Annotated in this window: 18 protein-coding genes; 12 read left to right on the top strand and 6 right to left on the bottom strand. The window is 47.2% G+C overall.

Annotated elements, in window-relative coordinates:
* Window positions 1–128 precede the first annotated feature (128 nt).
* The gene (gene hemQ, locus BLS58_RS04115) at window positions 129–875 is read right to left on the bottom strand and encodes a hydrogen peroxide-dependent heme synthase (RefSeq protein WP_090396277.1); all 747 of its coding nucleotides are present in this window, start codon (window positions 873–875) and stop codon (window positions 129–131) included.
* Window positions 876–1,094: 219 nt separating this feature from the next.
* On the opposite strand from hemQ, the gene BLS58_RS04110 reads away from it, so the two are divergent.
* The gene (locus tag BLS58_RS04110) at window positions 1,095–2,246 is read left to right on the top strand and encodes an AimR family lysis-lysogeny pheromone receptor (protein WP_090396276.1); all 1,152 of its coding nucleotides are present in this window, start codon (window positions 1,095–1,097) and stop codon (window positions 2,244–2,246) included.
* Window positions 2,247–2,420: 174 nt separating this feature from the next.
* On the opposite strand, the gene BLS58_RS04105 is transcribed toward BLS58_RS04110, so the two are convergent.
* On the bottom strand, window positions 2,421–3,248 hold the full coding sequence (locus tag BLS58_RS04105; RefSeq protein WP_090396275.1) for a lipoate--protein ligase family protein: 828 nt from the start codon (window positions 3,246–3,248) through the stop codon (window positions 2,421–2,423).
* 173 nt (window positions 3,249–3,421) lie between these two features.
* Here BLS58_RS04105 and BLS58_RS04100 point away from each other — a divergent pair, with 173 nt between their 5' ends.
* From BLS58_RS04100 to BLS58_RS04070, 7 genes are all read left to right on the top strand, one after another.
* Window positions 3,422–4,714 (top strand): HD domain-containing protein, encoded by a 1,293-nt coding sequence (locus BLS58_RS04100; RefSeq protein ID WP_090396417.1) that lies wholly within the window; start codon window positions 3,422–3,424, stop codon window positions 4,712–4,714.
* Window positions 4,715–4,728: 14 nt separating this feature from the next.
* Window positions 4,729–5,238 (top strand): YwgA family protein, encoded by a 510-nt coding sequence (locus BLS58_RS04095; RefSeq protein ID WP_090396274.1) that lies wholly within the window; start codon window positions 4,729–4,731, stop codon window positions 5,236–5,238.
* 424 nt (window positions 5,239–5,662) lie between these two features.
* Window positions 5,663–6,796 (top strand): C40 family peptidase, encoded by a 1,134-nt coding sequence (locus BLS58_RS04090; protein WP_090396273.1) that lies wholly within the window; start codon window positions 5,663–5,665, stop codon window positions 6,794–6,796.
* Window positions 6,797–6,966: 170 nt separating this feature from the next.
* Complete coding sequence (locus tag BLS58_RS04085) at window positions 6,967–7,524, top strand: YwhD family protein (protein ID WP_090396272.1); 558 nt, start codon at window positions 6,967–6,969, stop codon at window positions 7,522–7,524.
* A gap of 235 nt (window positions 7,525–7,759) precedes the next feature.
* Window positions 7,760–9,847, top strand: a complete 2,088-nt coding sequence (locus tag BLS58_RS04080) for a glycoside hydrolase family 3 protein (protein ID WP_090396271.1) — start codon at window positions 7,760–7,762, stop codon at window positions 9,845–9,847.
* 93 nt (window positions 9,848–9,940) lie between these two features.
* The gene (gene murQ / locus BLS58_RS04075; protein ID WP_090396270.1) at window positions 9,941–10,837 is read left to right on the top strand and encodes an N-acetylmuramic acid 6-phosphate etherase; all 897 of its coding nucleotides are present in this window, start codon (window positions 9,941–9,943) and stop codon (window positions 10,835–10,837) included.
* On the top strand, window positions 10,838–12,199 hold the full coding sequence (locus tag BLS58_RS04070) for a PTS transporter subunit EIIC (RefSeq protein ID WP_090396269.1): 1,362 nt from the start codon (window positions 10,838–10,840) through the stop codon (window positions 12,197–12,199). It begins immediately after the preceding gene.
* 119 nt (window positions 12,200–12,318) lie between these two features.
* On the opposite strand, the gene nagE is transcribed toward BLS58_RS04070, so the two are convergent.
* Both nagE and BLS58_RS04060 read right to left on the bottom strand, forming a co-directional pair.
* Entirely contained in the window at window positions 12,319–13,797 is a 1,479-nt protein-coding gene (gene nagE / locus BLS58_RS04065; protein WP_090396268.1) for an N-acetylglucosamine-specific PTS transporter subunit IIBC, read from the bottom strand.
* 318 nt (window positions 13,798–14,115) lie between these two features.
* The gene (locus tag BLS58_RS04060) at window positions 14,116–16,209 is read right to left on the bottom strand and encodes a transglycosylase domain-containing protein (RefSeq protein WP_090396267.1); all 2,094 of its coding nucleotides are present in this window, start codon (window positions 16,207–16,209) and stop codon (window positions 14,116–14,118) included.
* Window positions 16,210–16,408: 199 nt separating this feature from the next.
* Here BLS58_RS04060 and BLS58_RS04055 point away from each other — a divergent pair, with 199 nt between their 5' ends.
* Together BLS58_RS04055 and BLS58_RS04050 are read left to right on the top strand one after the other, a co-directional pair.
* Entirely contained in the window at window positions 16,409–16,915 is a 507-nt protein-coding gene (locus tag BLS58_RS04055) for a DUF6773 family protein (protein WP_090396266.1), read from the top strand.
* A complete protein-coding gene (locus BLS58_RS04050; RefSeq protein WP_090396265.1) occupies window positions 16,916–17,110 on the top strand; it encodes a helix-turn-helix transcriptional regulator in 195 nt (64 codons plus the stop codon).
* 49 nt (window positions 17,111–17,159) lie between these two features.
* Here BLS58_RS04050 and BLS58_RS04045 read toward each other — a convergent pair whose 3' ends face one another.
* Window positions 17,160–17,675, bottom strand: coding sequence for a shikimate kinase (locus tag BLS58_RS04045; RefSeq protein ID WP_090396264.1), 516 nt, complete (start codon window positions 17,673–17,675; stop codon window positions 17,160–17,162).
* Window positions 17,676–17,754: 79 nt separating this feature from the next.
* Here BLS58_RS04045 and aroD point away from each other — a divergent pair, with 79 nt between their 5' ends.
* The gene (aroD, locus tag BLS58_RS04040; protein WP_090396263.1) at window positions 17,755–18,519 is read left to right on the top strand and encodes a type I 3-dehydroquinate dehydratase; all 765 of its coding nucleotides are present in this window, start codon (window positions 17,755–17,757) and stop codon (window positions 18,517–18,519) included.
* Between the two features lie 40 nt (window positions 18,520–18,559).
* Window positions 18,560–19,927 carry a hypothetical protein gene (locus tag BLS58_RS04035; protein ID WP_090396262.1) on the top strand — a complete coding sequence of 456 codons (1,368 nt, stop codon included), beginning with the start codon at window positions 18,560–18,562 and terminating at the stop codon, window positions 19,925–19,927.
* A gap of 642 nt (window positions 19,928–20,569) precedes the next feature.
* Here the strand turns inward: BLS58_RS04035 and htpX are convergent.
* A complete protein-coding gene (gene htpX, locus BLS58_RS04030; protein ID WP_090396261.1) occupies window positions 20,570–21,484 on the bottom strand; it encodes a protease HtpX in 915 nt (304 codons plus the stop codon).
* Window positions 21,485–21,656 lie beyond the last annotated feature (172 nt).

Genomic DNA, 21,656 nt, shown 5'->3' with positions numbered 1-21,656 from the left:
CTGTTAAAAAATGGATATTTCCACCCTCAATGGAAGGTAAAAATATCCATTGTTATGCATGTTCTTTTTTATTGGATACTTTAAAAGATAAAAGAAGCGCCGGCATTTGTCAAGGTTTATTCCGATAATTATACTTGGAAATAATCGGCGATCGCGTCCTTTTCCAATACATTCCCGACGTAAAAAGCGCCAAATTGGGCAAAACGTGCCGATGCTTCATCAAAACGCATCTCATATACGAGCTTCTTGAATTGAATAACATCGTGTGCGAATAACGTAACGCCCCATTCCCAATCATCAAATCCGACGGAGCCGGTAATGACTTGCTTGACGTATCCCGAGTATTTGCGGCCGACCATCCCGTGGCCATACATTAATTGCCCTCGCTCTTTCGCGGGCATCATGTACCAATTGTCATCGCCTTCTCGTTTTTTATCCATCGGGTAAAAGCAAATGTGTTCCCATTTCGGCAAAATCGGGAAGACGCGCTCGCGAACGCTCGGATCCTCGAGGGGGTCTCCTTCTCCGCGAAACATGTATTTGCCGAGTTCAACGACGGAGATGTACGAATAAGCCGGGATTGTATATTCGGCGAATCGTGTCTGGTTAAAGGCTTTCTCAATCCGCTCCAACTCCTGCATGGTCGGACGGAGCAACATAAACATGAGATCCGCTTTTTGGCCGACGATAGAATAAAGGGCGTAACTGCCTTCTTCTTTTTGTTCATTGTCTATCCAGTCTTCGACCATGGAAATGAATTCCGCGAGGATCTGGTGTCGTTCATCTTCCGGTACCCGTTTCCACGACGTCCAGTCAATGGAACGAAAATCGTGTAGGCAATACCAGCCATCAATGGTTTCTGCAGGCTCAGGCATAGGGGCATGCTCCTTTCACTATGTGATACAAGTCCTATCATAGCACATTTGTAAGCTGTAATGAAAAAGAGCGTATGCAGGCGTATTATGTCAAACTATGTCATAAAATGAAAAATTTACTTATTTTTCTATCAAAAGGCTTGTCAATCCGACAAGTTTCCGGTACAGTAATGTCAAATCAAAAAGAAAAAAAGGGGGGGTTGTCGAAGAGGTGAGAATGTGAGTTATTTTAAACAGAAACTAAAAGAAGCACTGGAGAATGATCGGACCCTCGCGCAAACATTGGTGACCGTCACCGGCTTTTCCAACCCGACACCGATTTACAAATTTGTTAATCAACCCGGGCGAGAATTCCAGTCCTTTAGCACTATATTGGAAATTATAGAGACAGTCTTTCCGGGACGGGAACGGGAAATGATGGCCAGCTATATCCCGACGCTTGATCCCAACGGGAAAAATGCAAGAGTATCGCTGGAGTATACAACGAAAGAATTAAAAGACATGCATGAGGGCCATATTGAACGCATCTTAAATGCAGACAATGATGAAAGCCGGTTATGGGCGCAATATTATGTACTTAATCAAAAGAGACGCAAAAACCAAATCGATGGACTCGAATTTATCACACAAGTGTCGGAACTCCCTGCCCATAGTTCGGAGCTGCAAATTCTGAAGTACCTCTCATTGACGTATATATTTCATTCGAAGCATGTACAGCCTCTCGTTAAGGAATATGCGATAAAAGCGATGCAACTGGTGGACGACATTTCCGATCCATACATTAAGGCCAATTACAATGCTCGACTCCATATCGCGTTGGGGGATGGCTGTTTAAAAGAAAATGATATTCAGAGTGCGCGTCATTACCTGTTCAGGATCAAGGATATGGAAAGAAACGGGATGATACACTTAGTTAATTTACAACTTGGAAAATCATTTATCCTTTCTGATTACGACAAGGCTGAGCATTTGTTTAAAGAAGCATTGGCAAATGTAATCGATGAACAAAGTGCTCATCGACAGGAAATCAAAAAGAGTTTAAATTTTTTGTACTCTTATTGGGGCGTCGATAGGCATCATTCTTTACACGATAAAAATGCAGGGAATATAGCATCGCTGATTTATTATTTAATAAGTCGAAATAAAGAGAAAGAAGCCCGGCATTACTTAAACCAGTTAAACTTTGCCGACTTGAATAATTGGGAAAGAGCCTTTTGTCTCTATTATGAGTATAGACTGTCGGGAAACGTTGATTATTTGTATCAGTCCATTGAATGTTTTAAACAGTCCGGGGAGCGTTATTATCGGCAAATCAGCCTCAGGCCGTTACAAGATAAAAATCCCTATTTATTGGGGGCTTTGCAAGTATAAAATTGAATGGAGGAATCGGAAAATGAAAAAACTGCTCATGACGCTTATGGTGGCCGCTTGTGTTGCGGGAAGTGGATTTAGTGTCGGCATGGTCGATGTACATGAACAAGCTAATCCAAGTGATAATATTGAACCTTGATCGACGTAAAAAGAAACCCTGCGATGGGTTTCTTTTTACGTCATCAACACTTTTTGATTCCGTTCATAGACGAGATGTAATCTTTTTCGGAAACGTGTTTCTTCAATAGATGAAAGCTGAGTTTCTGCCAGCGTGATCCCGTAATCATTGAACACGCGTTTCATCCGAGCCTCGCTGTCAGGGGTAGTCATGGCCTGATGATAAATCTCCGATAACGAAGCCATCGTTTCCGGTCGGACATCCGGTGTCGAGGGCCTATACTCTCCACCGGCGGTTTGATAAAAGTCACGGATGATCGCTGCCCGTTCGGAGCCGAGGCCGGTAATGGCCAGATATACTTGCACGGCTATCCCGTTTCGCAGCCGCCGTTGCGATACCCCCGCGAATTTCTTGCCTTCAATGCTAAGATCATAGTTTCCCGGACAGTAAGATCCGACGATTTCCCCGGCGCTAATTTTTTGGCTTGCATCATCATACATTTCCTGCACGAATGTCCACATTAATGTATAAGCCGCATCGATGGTGAGGGCTTTTGTATCTTTCATAATCAGGGAGATATTCAGTATTCCCGGATCAAGAAAGACGGCGAGGCCTCCGGAATTGCGAACGATCGTTTCAATCCCTTTTGCTTTTTGTTCCGTCATCGCCTCCTGAAGATAAGGCAAGCGGCTATCCAGCGTGCCGAGGACAATGGTCGGCTGATGGATCCATGTATGGACGATCGGGGCAGAATATTCTTCACCGACACTTTCACAAAGCGTGTCGTCATAAGCAAATGAATAAAGGGGATTGTAGTTAAGCCCCTTTTCTGAATGGTTTAGCCAACGCCACTGTGCTCCCGGTAACGAATTTAAGGTTGTCATGCGCCGCTCTCCGTTCAAAATTATTCTCTTTTTCCATTATAACATTAAAATAAGCGGGCTTGACGAACGAACAATTGTTTGATATCATATATATGCATAGCCGTTATCCGTTTCCTTGTAGGCCGTCTTTCGTTATAATAAAGGAAAAGATGGAAAGGCTGGCTTTGACGCCTATGAGCAAAGGCAATGCAATGTTACAGGAAGAAAAAGTCTTCAAAGACCCGGTGCATCGCTATATTCATGTCCGTGACCAGTTGATCTGGGATTTGATCGGTACGAAAGAATTTCAACGTCTGCGGCGTGTACGGCAGCTCGGCACGACGTTTCTCACCTTTCACGGCGCGGAACATACACGTTTTAACCATTCCCTCGGTGTCTACGAAGTGACAAGGCGCATGATAGAAGTGTTTAAAGGCCACCCCCACTGGAATGAAGATGATCGTTTACTTTGTCTAACAGCCGCACTGCTCCATGACATTGGGCATGGACCGTTTTCCCATTCGTTTGAAAAAGTTTTTGAAACCGACCATGAACACTGGACACGGGCGATCATCCTGGGAGATACGGGCGTAAACGCGGTCCTTCGCCGCATGGGGGATGAATTTCCCCGTGAAGTGGCGGATGTCATTGAAAAGATACATCCGAACAAACTCGTCGTCAGTATGATTTCCAGCCAAATCGATGCCGATCGCATGGATTATTTACAGCGTGATGCGTTTTATACAGGCGTGAGTTACGGTCATTTTGATATGGAGCGGATTCTCAGGGTGATGAGACCGCTGGAGGATCAGGTCGTGATCAAAAACACCGGCATGCACGCGGTGGAAGACTATATCATGAGTCGCTATCAAATGTACTGGCAAGTTTATTTTCACCCTGTCACCAGAAGTGCCGAGGTGATTTTAAACAAAATTTTACGAAGGGCGAAAGCCCTTTATCTGGACGGGTATGCGTTCAAACAGACCCCTGTCCACTTTATCCCGTTTTTTGACGGGAATCCGACGATAGCCGATTATTTAAAGCTCGATGAAATGATTGTATTCTATTATTTTCACACTTGGGAAGAAGAAACAGATGCCATTCTTGCCGATTTATGCCGTCGGTTTTTGCATCGGCGTTTGTTTCAATATGTCGAATTTACGCAGCATTTTATTATGAATGAATGGTCAGGGCTTAAAGAGCGATTTAAGGCGATTGGTGTCGATCCGGACTATTATCTCGTCGTTGATTTTTCTTCCGATCTTCCCTATGATTTCTATCGGCCGGGAGAGGAAGAAGAGCGTATGCCGATTCATTTGCTTATGAATGACCGAAACCTTCACGAGTTATCAAGGGAATCGGAGATTGTCGAAGCGATATCCGGTAAAAAACGGACGGATCATAAGCTGTATTATCCGCAGGACATTCTGCACACGCCTGGTCAGGAAGATACAAAACGTGAAATCCTGGAAATTTTGTCAAATTGAAGAGAGGAGGCGACGTGTTGGAGCAACATATAAAGGTCATGTCGCTATTGCAAAAGGCTGGAGACATTACCGGACGGAAAAAGCTGCAAAAAATGATTTATATCGGCAAAAAGTTAGGTATGCCTTTTTATGAAAAATACGACTTTCGCCGTTACGGACCGTATTCGGAAGAATTGAGCCTACGCCTTGAGGAATTACATCAATTCGGCTTCATTTCGGAAGTAAGAGAGGAAAAAGCGGGTTATCATCAATATCGCTACGAGCTGGCACCTATGGGGGAACATTTTCTTGCCGGCAAAGCCGAACGCGCGACATTTGCGGAGCAAGAAACGATCATTACGGAAATGAACGCCTGCTCCTCCAAATTTCTGGAGTTGATCTCCACCGTTCTTTTCCTGGAACCTGCACGAAAAGAAGAAGTGATCAGGAAAGTACATACCTTAAAGAAAACCCAGAATTACTCCGGCGAAGACATCGATCGCGCTTATTCCTACATTGAGCGCTGGAAACAACAGGCAAAATAAAACCCAATGGTGAGGTATTCCATTTGGGTTTTTTTGTGGGGGAAACAAATCATTTCAAAGAGATTACAAACAAATTACGACATATACCGGCATCATTTTCCATTATACTCGAAAAGTATTAAAAAACCTTTAGTTAGGCATTTTCACTGGCATTATATGAAAGATAGATGTAAAAACTAGCAATTCCCTTCATTACATTTAGACTACAAATGCGTAATAGATATTGTCATTCCCAAGATTAAATTCTATAATTCAACCTGTAGAGTTAATAGCGGTTAAGAACAAGACAAAACGCATAATTACAGGGAGGTGACCATTCACTCATATCGATCGTTCGTCCTAGATTTATGGGCTTACATAAACGACAATAACAGAGGAAATCTAGTTTTCTACGTGTTACGAACTATAGATGAGTGAATAATCTATGAAAAAATTTGCTTTAAGCACGGTAGTGGCCGCAGGGTTAGTGTTCGCACCAAACGCCGCTGATGCATTCAGTGTAGAAGCCGATTCAATGTCTGAAGGGGATGTCAATGATTCCGTCAACGCCCTACAGCTTGAACTCAAAGACCAGGGTTATTTTGAGGGATCGACAGGTTCTACGTTTGGACCGAGAACGTTAAGCGCCGTTAAAGCGTATCAGGAAGATCATGGCATTTCTTCCCCGGCCGGCAATTTCTTCGGGGTAGCAGGTCCGCAAACGCAAGCATCGCTTGAGGACGATAATGCCTCCAATGAAACGGCAGAATCCAATGGATCTTTGGAACGTGGAGCTGTCAGTGATGCCGTAAGTAATCTACAAACACAGCTACAGGATCTCGGATACTATGACGGACAAGTAGATTCCATATTCGGAACGCGAACGGAAAGCGCAGTTCAGGCTTATCAGGAAGACCATGGCATTTCTTCCCCGGCCGGTAATTTCTTCGGGGTAGCAGGACCGGCGACGATGAGCTCTCTTGAAGGACAGCCGAGCGGCGATTCCGGCGGCAGTGACAACTCCGAGGACAACTCATCCGAAGGAAGCAGCAATGCCGAAGACAACTCAGACGACAATGCGTCCGGTGGAGACAATAACTCCGGTGGCAGCTCCGACGATGGCTCTTCTGATGAAGGAGAGGTTGTCGCGTCCGCTTCAAACGATAATAATTCCGGCGGCAACGAGTCCAGTGACGACGATAACTCCGGTAGCACTGGTGACGTCAGCGGCTTGATCGATACAGCCATGGCACAACTGGGCACACCATACGAATGGGGAGCAACAGGCCCGAACACTTTTGATTGCAGCGGCTTCATCAACTATGTGTTCGACCAGAACGGAGAAGGTTTTGATCATCGCGCTGACACATCTTCTCTATACAACATGGGCACCCCCGTATCGAATCCGAGTGAAGGTGATGTCGTCTTCTTCGATACCAGCGGCGGTGTATCCCACGCGGGCATCTATATCGGCAATGGTGATTTCATCCACGCAAGTGTTTCCAACGGCGTAACAATCGACAGCATCGATGACCCTCACTATTGGGGAGACAAATACCTCGGAGCCAGAAGCTTCTAAACTTCGCAAGTGAACGGAATAGTTAACTTTACCCTCTGACAATAACGTTAAACGTTATGTCAGGGGGTAAATTTTGTTTGGCGAAGGCGAAAACGTTTGGTTGTTTATGGACCGGGCTGGTGTGATACACTGGATAAAAGCAGAATGTCTTCAGTGAGGAGAGGATTCTCGTGGAACTTTTTAATAAAAATACAGAGAAACGTAAAAGTTCAGGTTTCAATATATTAAGCGGCGACTCGACCGATGGACATGGAGGTTACGGTGTGGGTTCGCTCAGTCTGGACAATTTAACACCGGTCATTATCGACCCGGTTGAGGAGCGCGTGTTCATCGACATGGGAGCGATCCACGCCCGCTCTGAAATTGAGAAAAAGATTAAGCTGCTGGAAAATAAAGATGATCTTAATGATCCGAAAGAATACTGGATGGTGTGGGTGACGACTGCCCATACCGAAGATGGTGAGCCAAAGTATGACGGCATCGGTGCCTGCCGATTTTATCGGGAAGAAGAACCGCCCGAAGGAAGTCGTTTTAAGAGAGGCTACAAAAGCATGCCCGAACACGTGAACAACCTGGACAAAGCATTGAAAGGCCGCGTGGTTATCGACAATATGGATGAAAAATCCCGCTACATGTTGGGAGAATACTTGAAAGGCTTTAGCGAGGAGTATTGGAACAACTCCGCAGATGAGCTGAGAGAAGCATTCGCGGATGAAGCGAAGGAATAAAAAATCACCCCTTGTATTATGATGGCTGTTTATGTACAATAATCGACAAGACCTTATATATACAAGGTTCTCAAGACACTAAAGTGCGCGAGGGTACCCACCCCCTTGCGCGTTTTAGTGTCTTTTTTTAGCAGGTAAGGCTTTCGCCATCTTGGCGAAAAGCCAAGTTTTCTAACATAATCCTTACAGAATGGGGGACGTTAAAACTGTTTGGCACATAAAAAGGAGATTCCGAATGAGACTATTTGTAAAAAACAGTGTCCTTCTCGTATTAATGGCTTGCCTGGCTTTTGCAGGCGGGTCACTGAGCTTCTCGCAGGCTGAAAATCAAAACGATGGTAAAGACTTGATTCTGTATGAAAATATTGAGCAAGTGGATGTCCTATCGCCTGAGGAGATTAGCTTTCAGGCTATGAATGTTTATGAGGACGGGGATTTTACTTTTGTCAATGACGGTATTGCGTGGCACTCCAATAATGAAGATGTGGCCACGGTGGATGAACACGGAGATATTGAATGGACGGGGCAGCCGGGAAGAACATACATAGAAGCGTCGAATGGGAGCGATCAGGACCAAATTGTCCTCCATTATAAACCGGACGAAGAAGGCGGACCTGACATCGTCAAGCAGACGGATGAACGGCATGCACTCGTGGAAGATGCTATCAACGGTATGACGATTGAAGAGAAGGTCGGGCAGATGCTCATGCCTGAGTTTCGCACGTGGCATAACGAAAAAGTAACGAAAATGCTCCCGGCCATCGAGCAACTTGTTGAACGTTATCACTTGGGTGGGGTCGTTTTATTCGGAGAAAATGTGCAAACGCCCGCACAAACGGTGGAGTTGATCTCGGATTATCAAGCGGCCAGCGATAAATACGGGATGCTTATCACGAGTGATCAAGAGGGAGGGCTTGTGACCAGGCTCTCATTCGGAACCGGAATGCCGGGCAATATGGCTCTTGGAGCCGGGAATAACCCAGCCATGTCGAAACGAGTAGGGAGAACGATAGGAGCCGAACTGGAAGCTCTCGGTATCAATATGAATCTGGCTCCGAGTTTTGATGTTAATAACAATCCCGACAATCCCGTCATTGGTGTTCGCTCTTTCGGCGAAGATCCTGTGGCGGTAGCCAGGCATGGAGTGGCGGTTATGGAGGGCACGCAGGAGGCCGGTGTCGCGGTGACCGCGAAACATTTCCCCGGCCATGGCGATACGGATGTAGACTCTCACATTGGCTCTCCGGAAGTGCCCCACGATCGCGATCGTCTGTCTGATGTTGAATGGCATCCTTTTCAGGAAGCGATTAATCACGATGTGGACGCGATAATGACCGCCCATGTCGCACTTCCGGCCATTGAAAACAGCGGAAAAGAAATAACCCTTCCCGCCACGTTATCAGAAAAAGTGCTCACCGGCCTCATGCGTGAGGAAATGGGGTATGAAGGAGTCATTTATACGGATTCGCTACAAATGAATGCGATTGCTTCGCACTTTACCCCTGTCGAAGCGGCTATTCGGGCCATCCAGGCCGGGTCCGACATTGTGCTCATGCCTGTAGATGTTGAAGAGGTCGCTGAATGGCTCATCACAGCCGTGCAGGAAGGGGAGATTTCAGAAGAACGCATTGATGACTCCGTGGAGCGGATATTGACATTAAAACTCAAACGGGGCATTGTCAAAGAAGAACACCCCTTTCCGGTGGAAGAAAAAATCGAGCAGGCGGAAGCAACGGTAAGGTCAGATGAACATCTGCAAGTCGAAAAGCAGGCGGCCGAGCAAGGGGTAACCGTCGTTAAGAACGAGGATAATGCCCTTCCGATCGATCCACTAGAGGGAGAAACGGTAGTAGTCCTCGGCACTAAATACGCGGGGAAACTGGCCAACGCGCTGGCAAGCCACCATCCCGAGGTCGAAGCCATCGCTTTACCGGAAAACGGTAAGTTGAGTACTGCCCACCGCCAAAAAGTGCAACAGGCAGATGTTGTGATTGCAGAGACCCATACGTCGGATGCAGACATGAGGCAGGCCGATCATCCGCAAATGGAAATGGTTCGCCAACTACAAAACGAGATCAGTAGCCCTCTTATTTCCATCGGGATTCGTAACCCGTATGATCTGATGGCGTACCCGGAAGCGGATGTCTATGTAGCTCAATATGGCTCATTCGATGCCAACTTTGCTGCGACGGCCAATGTGCTATTCGGAAAAGTAAACCCGGTTGGCCGCCTGCCGGTCACGATCCCGTCTGCAGAAGGCGGCGTGCTGTATGAAACGGGGCATGGGTTGTCTTATCAGGATGATGAGGAATTTCCTTTTTAGAAACGTCAATGGGGTTATTTTTTGCGTGGGTGTTGATATTTTTTGTACTTTATTATAGTGTGTAAGCGGCTTCATTTTTTTGGGAGGTTTTATATGTTTGATCATTTAGGAACGGAAGGAAGAAATGACAAAAGCCAACGGTTAGACGAAATCTCCATCAGCGAAGTTCTTACGACGATGAACGAAGAAGATCTGTCTGTGCCTGAGGCAGTAAAGGATGCCATTCCTGCCATCGAGCCTCTAGTCAAAGAGGTCATTCACGTTTTGCAGCGGGAAGGGCGGCTCATTTACGTCGGCGCGGGAACGAGCGGTCGGCTCGGTGTGCTTGACGCGGTGGAGTGCCGCCCGACTTTTGGTGTTCCCTCTTCGGTCGTTATCGGACAAATGGCCGGAGGATCATCGGCCTTCACGGAAGCGGTAGAGGGGGCGGAAGATTCGCCGCAGGCAGCGGCAGAAGATTTAAAAGAATGGGAATTAACATCAAATGACGTTGTCATCGGACTTGCCGCGAGCGGGCGTACCCCTTACGTCGTCGGGGCCTTGCAGTATGCCCGCCGGTGCGAGGCGGTCACCGGGAGTGTCGCCTGTAACGTCGCCGCGGTCATAAGTGAATACGCGGATTATCCGATTGAAGTGAACACAGGGGCGGAAGTCCTTACGGGATCCACGCGCCTGAAAGCCGGAACCGCCCAGAAACTGGTCCTGAACATGATCTCTACGTCCGCGATGGTCGGAATAGGGAAAGTCTATGAAAATTTGATGGTGGACGTACAGGCGACGAATGAAAAGCTCTACAAACGTTCTCATCGTATTATTATGGAAGCCACCGGGGTAGAAGAAGAGACGGCGGTTGCTACATTTGAAGCTTCCGGCCAACACGTCAAGACCGCCATCGTAATGATTCTCGCAGATGTCACGGCTAAGGATGCCCGAAACATGCTTAATGAGGCCAATGGGTTTATCAAAAAGGCGATACGAGGGGGAGCCTAAATGAATAAAGAAGAAGCGATTGTTCAAGATCTCCTGCCCTTGTTGGGCGGAGAAGATAACATTACCTCGCTTTCCAATTGTATGACGCGGCTGCGGCTGAACTTTAAAGATTATGACAAAGTTCAGCTGGAGGAGATCCGCAATTTGGGCGATGTGTTAGGGGTCGTCGAAGACGAAACCTTGCAAGTCGTTCTTGGCCCCGGAACCGCGAATAAAGTGGCGATTGCACTTTCGGAAAAAACGGGGCTCACAGCAGGGGAAGACGAGGACAGTCATGTGGCTGAAGATACGAAAGCGCAAATGAAACAACGACAAAATAGAACACCGGTTAAAAATTTTCTAAAACGTATCGGAAATATTTTTATTCCTCTTATTCCGGCATTGATCGCATCCGGACTTATTAACGGAGGGGCTGGCCTCGCGGAAAACCTCGGAGTAGATGAACAGACGACCTGGCTGCAAATGGCACAAGTCATAGGCGGAGGACTTTTTGCCTTTCTGAGCATCCTTGTCGGTTGGACGACAGCTCGGGAATTCGGGGGAACACCGGCGCTCGGTGCCGTTGCCGGTATTTTAATTATCAATCCTGAACTGGAAGCCATCACGCTTTTTGGAGAGGAACTTGTCGCCGGCCAGGGCGGGGTGTTCGCTGCCTTGTTAGCGGCTTGGGTCATGGCTATGGTCGAACGGTTCGTTCGCAAATTTATACCCTCGGCTCTGGATATTCTCCTTACGCCGTTTATTACCGTTCTCATCGTTGGATTTGCGACGCTTATCGTTTTGCAACCGATCGCGGCTGGCTTTTCTGATGTGGTACAAATGGGCATTAACTTTCTGCTGGAGATCGGTGGTCCAATCGCCGGGGCTATACTCGCCGGATTTTTCCTTCCGCTCGTCATGATCGGCATGCACCATGGATTGACGCCCATTCATCTCGATTTCATCGAAACGATCGGGCATACGCCGATTCTTACCATTCTCGGCATGGCCGGAGGCGGCCAGGTAGGTGCGGCCCTTGCCGTTTATGTGAAAACGCGAAGCCAGAAGTTAAAAGACAGGGTTAAAGGTACGGTACCGGCCGGCTTTCTCGGTGTCGGGGAGCCGTTATTATTCGGTGTAACCTTGCCGCTCGGGCGTCCATTCGTGACCGCCTGTTTAGGGGCAGCCGTCGGCGGCGCTTTCCAGGCCGTCATGGGCACCGGGGCTACAGGCATCGGCATTTCCGGTTTATCCATGATCCCGATCATCGCCGAAGGGCAATATATCTCGTATATTATCGGGCTTGTGATTGCGTATGTGTTTGGCTTTTTGTTCACGTACTGGTTCGGTTTCAAGGAAGATATGGTGAGAAATCTGGATTAGAAGTAAAGGAGGAGGTCCCTTCGGGGGCCTCTGTTTTGAAGGTCCAGTATGTTTTATCGGTGACCTCGGGAAAAAATCAGCGAACAGGGTAAACCCTGTTCGCTTTCATAATTGATCCGTTATTCGCGATTCCGCAGTTTAATGATTTCGTCGGCGACGAATTGGACCTGGGTGCCGACAACCACCTGGATATTATGCTTGCCGACAACATTAACGCCCGGCACGCCGGTGGCTTTTATTTTCGCTTGATCGACTTTGTCCATATCGTCCACCTCAATGCGCAAACGGGAGACGCAGTTATCGATGGAGGCAACGTTGTCGTCTCCGCCCAAACCTGCATAAATCTTTTCGGCCATTACAGCCGTTTCATCTTTTGCAGAAGCAGCGGTTCCTTCAGAACCGGAATCACTTTCTTCACCAGCTGTTTCCTCAACTACATCGTCATCTTCTCGTCCCGGTGTTTTCATATCAAATTTTTGAATCAGAAAACGGAACAGGAAGTAGTAAACAACAGCAAACCCTACCCCTTGGACGAGCAGCATGAACGGTTGGTTGGCAATCGGCACCGCTAAACTTAAGGTATAATCCACAAATCCGGCACTAAAGCTGAACCCGGCCGTCCACTGGAATGTTGCCGCGATAAATAGCGAAAGTCCCGTCAAAGCCGCGTGCACGACAAACAGAAGCGGAGCAAGGAACATGAAAGAGAATTCAAGCGGCTCAGTGACACCGGTAAAGAAAGAAGCGAATGCGGCAGCCATTAATAAGGATGCTGTAGTCTTTCGCTGTTTCGTTTTCGCAGTGTGATACATGGCCAAAGCGGCTGCAGGCAGTCCGAACATCATGATCGGGAAGAACCCTGCCAGATAGCGGCCGGTAATTCCCTGCTCCCCTTCACTCGCCCAAAAATTTCCAATGTCGTTGATGCCGGCCAGATCAAACCAGAAAACATTATTTAACGCATGATGCAATCCTGTTGGAATGAGCAAGCGATTAAAAAACCCGTACAAACCTGCGCCGGTAGGACCCAAATTAGCAATCCAGGTACCAAATCCTACCAGACCGGAATAAACCGCCGGCCATACGAAAAACAATACAGCTGATATAAGCAACATCGCTCCCGCGCTCATAATGGGAACAAGTCGCTTGCCGCTGAAGAAGGCGAGCGCGTCTGGCAACCTCACGTGACTAAAACGATTGTACATGACAGATGCAATAAGTCCGGATAAAATACCAGTGAACACGTTGTCAAGGTAGATGGCGTCAAAGGCCGGATTGACAGCCCCTTCTTCAACGCCCAGTAATGAGCCAACTTCTCCCGGTTGCAGCGTAAATGTCACAACCAAAAAAGCGGTAAGACCACTCAAGGCGGCCGCGCCATGTTGATCTTTCGACATGCCGATCGCAACACCGACCGCAAACAGGATACCGAGATTGCCAAGAATAGCATCAGCGCCGAACATCATGTAATTGGCGATCACATTCTCGCCAAACCATTCGATAATCCAGTGAGCAAGACCGGCCAGAATGGCAGCGACGGGCAATACCGCGACGGGCAGCATCAATGAGCGACCGAGATTCTGCAAATACTTCATCATTGCAATGTTCCCCCAAACGATATTTTTCTTTTGCAAATGAAAAAACATGCCAATAAAAGTGTTATAGGGTGCTCATTTTTATTGGGTAGGCATCACCTCTTATATCGAAATGAAAGCGATTTCCTATAAAGTTCTACAGGGCTGCCCATTAAAAAGACATGACGGCGTTATTAAAGGGCATACCCTTTCCAATGTACCACCATGCCTAAGTTTTAATGGCTTATCCCTCTTATACTGGCTATATCATACCATGTAAGTGGTTAGAAAACAATTAAATATGTACGGTATTGAAAAAAGAGAGCGATAACGCTCTCTTTCCTACATTTCCACTTCATCACTGCCAAACCAGCGTTTCAATTTATCCGTGAGCTTTTCTTTTTCTTTATTTTTACGCTCTTCATGGGCATCTTCTTCCGCTTCCTCATCATCAAGATACTCCACGCACGATTCTTCCGGTTCAGTATCTTCCTGGAAAGCAACCGTATAGGAAGGGCCGCAAGCTTCATCGGCCAACAATCCTGTTTCCAGGTCAATGTTGACTTCCTCGACGCCATCAGGGGTTGAAAAGTCCTGTTTGAGCTCATCCTGCAACCCGCTCTCAAGGGCATTGACCCAGATACGTTTCGCGATCTGACCGTGTTCACCGTGATCCAGCGCGGTATTGTCATCATAACCGACCCATACGCCGGTGACGAGTTGGGGGGTGTATCCGACCATCCAGCTATCAGATGGGGTTGAGCCGCTTTTTCCGGCAGCCGGACGCTGGAGAAGATGTGCAATCGAATGCCCGGTGACCGAAGCATAATCGTTTATGGTCGGATTAAACATCTCCTTCATCATATCCGTCGCGATATAGGAAAGATCAGGGTTAAAAACTTGTTCCCTTTCCGGTTCGGTTTCCAGCAATACGTTGCCATCGTGGTCTTCCACACGCTCAACCAAGCGATGGTCTACCCGTTCCCCGCCATTTGCAAACGGACTGTAAGCATTAGTCAGCTCCAGTACGTTCACTTCCGAGGTACCGAGGGCAAGGGACAAGTTTGCTGATAATGGACTTTCGATACCGGCGGCCTGGGCGGTTTCGACAAGGGCATCCGGTTCTTGCAGGACGTTGGTTTTCACTGCGTAGATGTTATCTGAATAGGCCATCGCTTGTGCCATGGTGATAAAGTCGTTCGCGTAATTCTCATTGAAGTTTCCGGGCTCATAACTCTGGTCTCCGTCCGGATCCGGAAAAGATGTCGGTTCACTTTTCAGTGGTGTAGCTGCTGTAAAACCATTTTCAAGCGCAGCGTAATAAAGAAACGGTTTAAAAACAGAACCGGGGGCGCGCTGTGCATCGACCGCACGATTAAATGGGCTTTCGTTATAATCTTTTCCTCCCACCATCGCTTTCACATCGCCGTTCCTGGGATCGATGGAAACAGCAGCCCCCTGCAATGGATCATCTTTCGGGAGCTCTGCTTCCACGTATCGTTCAGCCGCTTCTTGTAGATCAGGGTCAAGCGTCGTATAAATATTTAAGCCGCCGGCTTCCAGCACCTCGGGATCGAGATCATAACGTTCAACGAGCTCACGTTCTACTGTATCCTGAAAATAGGGTGCAGATGTCGCCTGTTCTTCTTCCTCCTCCGATTCATACGTTAAATCATAGGCGAGCGCTTCTTCGTATTCCGCCTGGCTAAGGGCATCCTGTTCATTCATCATGGATAAAATGAGCTGTTGCCGATCTTCAGCCCGATCCGGATGACTATAAGGAGAGTAGTAAGAAGGCCCCCGTGGCAGACCGGCGAGCAAGGCCGATTGCGCCGCGTTCAACTCGGATGCCGGAATGTCAAAATACATCTGGGCGGCTTGCTCAATACCATATGCCCCGTGACCAAAATTAATCGTATTGATATAGCCCGCAAGGATGTCTTCTTTAGGGACATGCCACTCCAGACGCAACGTATAAAAGGCTTCCCGGATTTTACGGTCCCACGTCTGATCATGACTCAAAAACAGATTTCGCGCGTATTGTTGCGTGATGGTACTTGCCCCTTCTGATAAGGCCAACGATCGGACGTTGTTCAATACAGCTGCACCGATCCGTGTGTAATCAAATCCGTGATGGTCGTAAAATTTACGATCTTCCACGGCAACGAAAGCGTCCATCACATGCGGGGAAACATCATCCAAGTCCGTCCACTCCCGTTGTTGGCCCTGATGCTGTTCGTTGATCACTTCCCTCTCATCGCTGTAAATCGTCGTCGATTGTGATGTTTCCATCGGTGGGGGTCCCATCATATACGCAAGGCCGAAAATAACGAGCAAAATGAACGCACCGAGAATCCCAAACCCGAGCGTTAGACGAAAAAGCCAGCGCCATTTGCTTCTGCGCCGATTGGCCTGCTGCCTCGTTGCTATCTCCACTGCCAGCACCTCATCTATCAGAGATATATAAGTCTGCTATCAGTGTCGGTTTTTTGAGAGGAAAATAAACACAAGTGTGTAAGGTTTTTTTATTGATCAGATGAAGAAAAAAGACATAAATATTTAACTATATGACAAATATATGTTGCAAAACGCCACCATGGATGTATAATAATATTAAAAAGGGGGGCGTAAATAAATGTTTTTTACCGGCAGTAAAAGCGGGAAAGATGAGCGAATCATCCAGATGCAGAATAAAATTTACAGGGAATTGTATTGGGTTGTCGTCTTTATATGTTTTCTTTCCATGGCTATCAAGATTTCTGTCTTTGGATGGGGAGGGGTGACGATCGTAACTGAATTCGCAATCGTATTGGCATGTGGAATATATTATCTTATCCGTTCTTCCTATTTAGGGTTATTTTCAGACGAAGTCGAAACCTATAATGAAAAAAGTAAATTTTCTACTGACACAAAATTGGTCTTTTTTATAGGCATTGCCGGAGTTGCGCTCGCTCTTTACATGGGGATCAATAGTGCCGTGCAGTATGCGGAGGGAACGGCTCAATCATGGGCTTATTTTGGATCAGTTTTCTTGGTAAGTATTGTGATGTATCTTGGTTTTTTCACATTTTTGATAGGGATCCCTTATTTGCTGGCCAAATCGAACAGCAAGCGGATAGCGAATAAAAACGAGGAAGAGTAAATGAAGAATATTAAAATGAAGGTTGCAAGAGTGGAAAAGGACCTGTCCCAAGCGCAGTTGGCAAAATTGGTCGGCGTCTCGCGCCAGACGATTGGTTTGATTGAGCTGGGGAAGTATAATCCAAGTCTCGCGCTATGCATCTCGATCTGCAAAGCGTTATCCAAGACGTTGGATGACTTGTTTTGGGAAGAGTGAATCCTCCCTACCAAAAGAGGGAGGAGAATTCCCGAATGGCTGATAAATTTCAAATCACTTCAATAATTTTATCGCTGGCTTCTTCGGCATCGAGATAGTCCACAGTTATGCTATGATGGTGGTGGGCATAAATGGCTTGCCGCTCTTCATAGAGCTTGTAGATGTCCGATATCGTTTTGCCGTGCAGCACAGGCCGCGTCGCAACAATCATATCCATACGATCAAGCCACGCATCCCAGGAGATATGTAGAAAGACGACCGTCGCCTTTTGCAGGCAAAGGTCACGGGTTTCTTCCTGGAGGAAGGCACCGCCACCTACGGATATCACCGCGTTGTTGTCGGCATGCAAATAATCGGTGATTTCTTTTTTTTCTTTAGCGCGAAAGGCCGCCTCGCCCTCATTTTTGAAAATGTCCTTTATGGGCATGCCTTCTTTATTTTCAATAATTTTATCAATATCCGCGAACGGTTTGTTAAGCTTTTTGGCCAGGGCTTCACCGATCATCGTTTTGCCGGAGCCCATGAAGCCCGTGAGAAGAATGTTTTCGTCTATAGATGTTGCCACGTGAACAACCCCGCTTTCATAACTTAATTAATTGCTATTGTAGCAAATCATACTTGAAAAGCAACGAGGAGGATCTGAGATGAAGCAAGGGTTACAATTGCAAGCACGACAAGACGACGAAGCCATCCAGCCAAAAATTTGTGTTCCGTTGGTTGGTGAAAGCGCAACAGCATTGCGAAAACAACTTAAACAGGGATCCAAACAATCGCCAGAAGTCTTCGAGTGGCGGGTGGATTATTTCGAAAAAATCAAGAACATAAAAACCGTCACCAAAATGGCAAAAGACATAAACAGAAAAACAAAACGCCCGCTACTGTTCACGAGACGATCGGAAGCAGAAGGGGGGCAAGCGACTCCGCTCGCCGAAAAAGAAGTGGTGAACCTTTACGAAGCCGTCATCAAAAACAAGGCTGTGCAAGGCATCGATATTGAATTAAGCCAGCGGGAGAAGGACATTCGCCATCTACAAGGGCAGGCGCAAGAGAAAGGGATTGACGTCGTTCTCTCCTATCATAATTTTATGGAAACGCCCCCGTCGGAAGTGTTAAAGGAAAAAATCAATAACGCTGTCGATCTTGGAGCAGATGTTGCCAAAATCGCGGTTATGCCCCAATCAAAAGCGGATGTTCTCAAACTGTTGCAAGTCACAGAAGAGATGAGCCGCGAGATCCCCCTCCCACTGATTTCGATGGCCATGGGCGGGGATGGTATGATTTCCAGATTGGCGGGAGGCATATTCGGCTCTGCGCTGACGTTTGCGTCGGGATCGCAATCTTCCGCCCCGGGGCAACTCCCGCTCGCGGACGTTGAGCAAGTCCTTCGTATTCTGGATCGGAATATGTAATCATATAATATATGGATATCCAGATTTCAAAGTTAAGCAGGTGTCACATATATTTTATTTATTTATCATCCTCGTGGGCAGTTACTTATTGAATGAAGTCTTTGCACTGGAAGCATTGCAAAATGTCATTGGCATCACTTCAATAGCCATCATCTTATTAACGGTAAAAAAAGCGGGTCCGCTGTATACATGGGTGGGCCTGTCTTTCTTGTTGCTGGCGATTATTTCTTATGTGACCGTGATGCCGATTGATGAGCCCTTTTTGTCATTATTCGGGTCACTCGGGGGATTATTATCCTTGCTGTTTTTATTGCCGTGTATGAGCGTGGTCATATCTATTGGCCGCTATGATCAAGCCTTGGGGAACATAATCAGTCACGGGCCGCGGCCCACGGCCACAACGCTTTACCGGCGAACGTCTTTGGTCACCTATATGCTCACTTTATTCCTGAACGTGGCGACGGTACCGGTGGTCGTTTCCGCGGTGAATAATAAAATCAAGTCATTGGGAAAAGAAAAAATCCAGCAATTTTTTTCCCACAGCTTACTCCGGGCGTACGCCTTTGTATTGTTGTGGAGCCCAACGGAGATGCTGGTGGCGGCGACCATTGACATAACCGGGCAAAACTTTTTGACATTACTGCCAACGTTACTTGTGATCAGCATTCTGTTCATGAGTGTCGATTGGTATTTGCACAGCAGGCGATACAAAGGGATCAACATTGATGCCCTTGAAGCGGGCGAAGGAAACGGGCAAAAACATGTAACGAAAAAACTTTTGCAGATGGGACTCGCGATCACTACTTTTATTGTGCTCGTGCTTCTGTTTAACACGCTAAGTACACAGACCTTTTTGTTTATCGTAACGACCTTGATTGTGCCTTTTACGTACGGCTGGGCGTTGTTCATAAAAAGGGGAAAGAGGTTTCGGACGCTGGCTTTTACGCGGGTGAAGGGAAATGCCGGGCAAATGCACGGGTTGTTCTTTTTGTTTTTGTCGGCCGGTTTCTTCGTCGAGGTTTTCCCGTACACGGGCGTGTTTGAACAGTTGCAGATGATGCTTCAGCACGTGTATGACAATTATACGGTTTTGCTTTTTTATGCCATCATTGGCTTCTTTATTTTCGGGCTCGCCCTTATCGGTTTTCATCCATTGATTTCGATTGCGTTAATCACACCGTTTCTCGGAGATGTGGTTGCGGCCTACCCCTATGGTGTAAGTATATTGCTCATCGGGGGAGGGCTTTGCACAATCATGATCGGACCGCTCAATGTTACGCCGACCATTCTCGCAATGCAGTTAAGGGTGTCTCCGTTCGCGATCATTAAAAGAAATATCCCGTTTGCACTCGTTTTTCTCACGTTTATCATTTTGGTCGCTTATGGTTTTTCGGTGCTCATGAGTTGAACAGTGGCGTAGGCTCTAGCGCCGTACTCGAACACCTTTCTAAACTGTGCGCATGTCGTCCATACGGACAAAAGCAGGGGTTGATCAGCATAAATTGTCCGAATGAGAGGCTCATATGGACATAACCAGCATCGATCGGCAAAAAAATGTCCGAAAGAGTCGTTTATACGGACAAACCGAGTGTTCAAGCGGTAGAAATTGTCCGTAATAATCTTGGCCAGGGGCGACCGGGCCATTTGACCGCCCTGCGCTTCGTTCGTATAGTAAGGTAGCATATTTTTAACAGTTGTTGTATAATACTGTATAGGGAGAAGGGGAAGGTCCCCTTCTGGTGAATATGGCGATTGATTCAATCTTTGAACCAATCGGCGCATTGTAAGGCAAGCCGGCGCAAGGCTTGTCTTACTTTCTTTCTGTCCCATACTGCTTGTACAAGCAAGTATAGCAACAGTAGAAATAACGCCTCTGCCAATATTCTCACCCCCTTTCTATCGGGAGTGATAGCCGTTCCCTACACAGTAACCGGCTACAGCTATAGTATAGTACATGCAGTATATTTTTCCATGAGCAAATTTTACTTAACCAAGTCATAATAATAAAGGGAGACCCCCACCAGTGGTTGGTGAAAGCCTCCTTTTTTCACTACATCCGCTCTAGTTGCGCAATGCGGTCTTCCAAATCCGGGTGGGAGGAAAACAGGTGCGCGACGCCGCCTTTGTTGTTAATTTTCATCGTTTGCAGCGCGGAGTCGTCGGTCCGGTCATCCACTTGTGCCCGGTTGACATGTTGCTGCAGCGAGCGCAGGGCATGGGTCATTTTGTCCTTGCCGGCAAAATCGGCTCCGCCGCGATCGGCGTGGTATTCCCTGCGGCGCGAGAACGCGTTGACGACCAGGCTGCCGAGGATGGAAAAGAGGATTTGCAAAATAATAATGGCCGCAAACCGTACGATAAACTGCAGCTCCGAGCGTACTAACCGTGAGAGTATAATGGCGGCCACGCGAGACAAGAAGACGACAAAGGTGTTGACGATCCCTTGCAGTAACGTCATCGTGACCATGTCACCGTTGTCCACGTGGGCTACCTCGTGAGCAATAACCCCTTCGACGGCATCTTCATCCATCTCCTGCAACAAGCCGGCTGATACAGCGATAAGCGAACGTTTTTTGGTAGGGCCGGTGGCGAAAGCGTTCACTTCTTTCGATTGATATACCCCGACTTCCGGCATATGCACAAGCCCTGCTGCACGCGCCATGCGATGTACTTTTTCCACAACCGCGCGTTCCGCCTGGCTCAAATTATCCTCAGGATCCAGCACTTTCACCCGCATCATTTTCTTCGCCATCCAGCGGGACATGGCGAGGGAGATCAGGGCGCCCCCAAATCCAAGCAACAAACTAAAAATCATCAGCGATAAAACATTAATACCCAGAACACCGTCGCTCGTCTGAAAAGAGCCGTCGATATCCGTAAATGATACGATCAACGACCATACGATGGCGACGGTGGTTAATACAAGAATATTCGTTAAAATAAACAGTCCGAGTCTTTTCCCCACTTTAATGCAGCACCTCCGATAAACATTCTAGCTCCTATTATAACAATTGCATCAATATACCACCACCTGTACGTTCTTATTGTTCCGCTCTATAAAAGAAAAACTTTTTTGGCAGATAAGAAACAATGTGGCTACGCTGCCCGTAGCCACCAAAGTTGTGTTATGGCTGAAC

The organism is Natribacillus halophilus (genome assembly GCF_900100185.1).
Lineage (GTDB): Bacteria > Bacillota > Bacilli > Bacillales > Marinococcaceae > Natribacillus > Natribacillus halophilus.
The sequence above is the reverse complement of the archived record's forward strand: the minus strand, read 5'-3'. Positions and strand labels throughout refer to the sequence as shown.